The organism is Nocardia sp. XZ_19_231, from assembly GCF_015355705.1.
In the GTDB taxonomy this organism is placed as follows: Bacteria; Actinomycetota; Actinomycetes; order Mycobacteriales; family Mycobacteriaceae; genus Nocardia; species Nocardia salmonicida.
Window position 1 is genome coordinate 1 of record NZ_JACUZI010000028.1, and the last position, 523, is coordinate 523.

1 protein-coding gene is annotated in these 523 nt (G+C 63.7%); it reads right to left on the bottom strand.

Features of this window, described 5'->3' with window-relative positions; all coding sequences use genetic code 11:
• Nucleotides 1-521: MlaD family protein (locus tag IBJ82_RS34400; RefSeq protein WP_370585616.1), on the bottom strand; the 521-nt coding region annotated here is incomplete at its 3' end.
• Nucleotides 522-523: the final 2 nt, after the last annotated feature.

Consider the following 523-nt stretch of genomic DNA (forward strand, 5'->3'; position numbering starts at 1 on the left):
AGCATCGTCGTGAGCTCGTTGAGCTTGATGATGATGTTGGAGATGGCGTCTTTGTTGTCGACGCCGACCTTCAACGCACCCGAGAGCGCGTCGAGGGTTTCGCGGATCTTCTGGCCGTTGCCGTTGAGTACCGGGTAGAGCACCCGGCCCGACAGCGGGCCGAGACCCTCCTGGCCGGGTTCGGGCTTGAGGGCCGCGGCGAACTGGTCGATGGTCTTGATCATCGTGTCCAGCTCGACCGGTGTCCTGGTCCGCGCCTTGGGCAGGTGATCGCCGGACTTCAGCGTCTCACCGCCGGTGAAGGGCGGGCTCACCTCGATGTGGCGGTCGGTGACGATCGAGGGCGAGATGATCGCCGCGATCGCGTCTTTCGGGATCTTGACGCCCGAGTCGATGGTCATGTGGACCTCGACGTAGGTGCCCTTGGGCACGATCTTGTCGACCTTGCCCACCGCGAGGCCGAGGACCATGATCTCGTTGCCCTCGTACATGCCGGCGATGTTCTCGAAGTCGGCGGTGATCT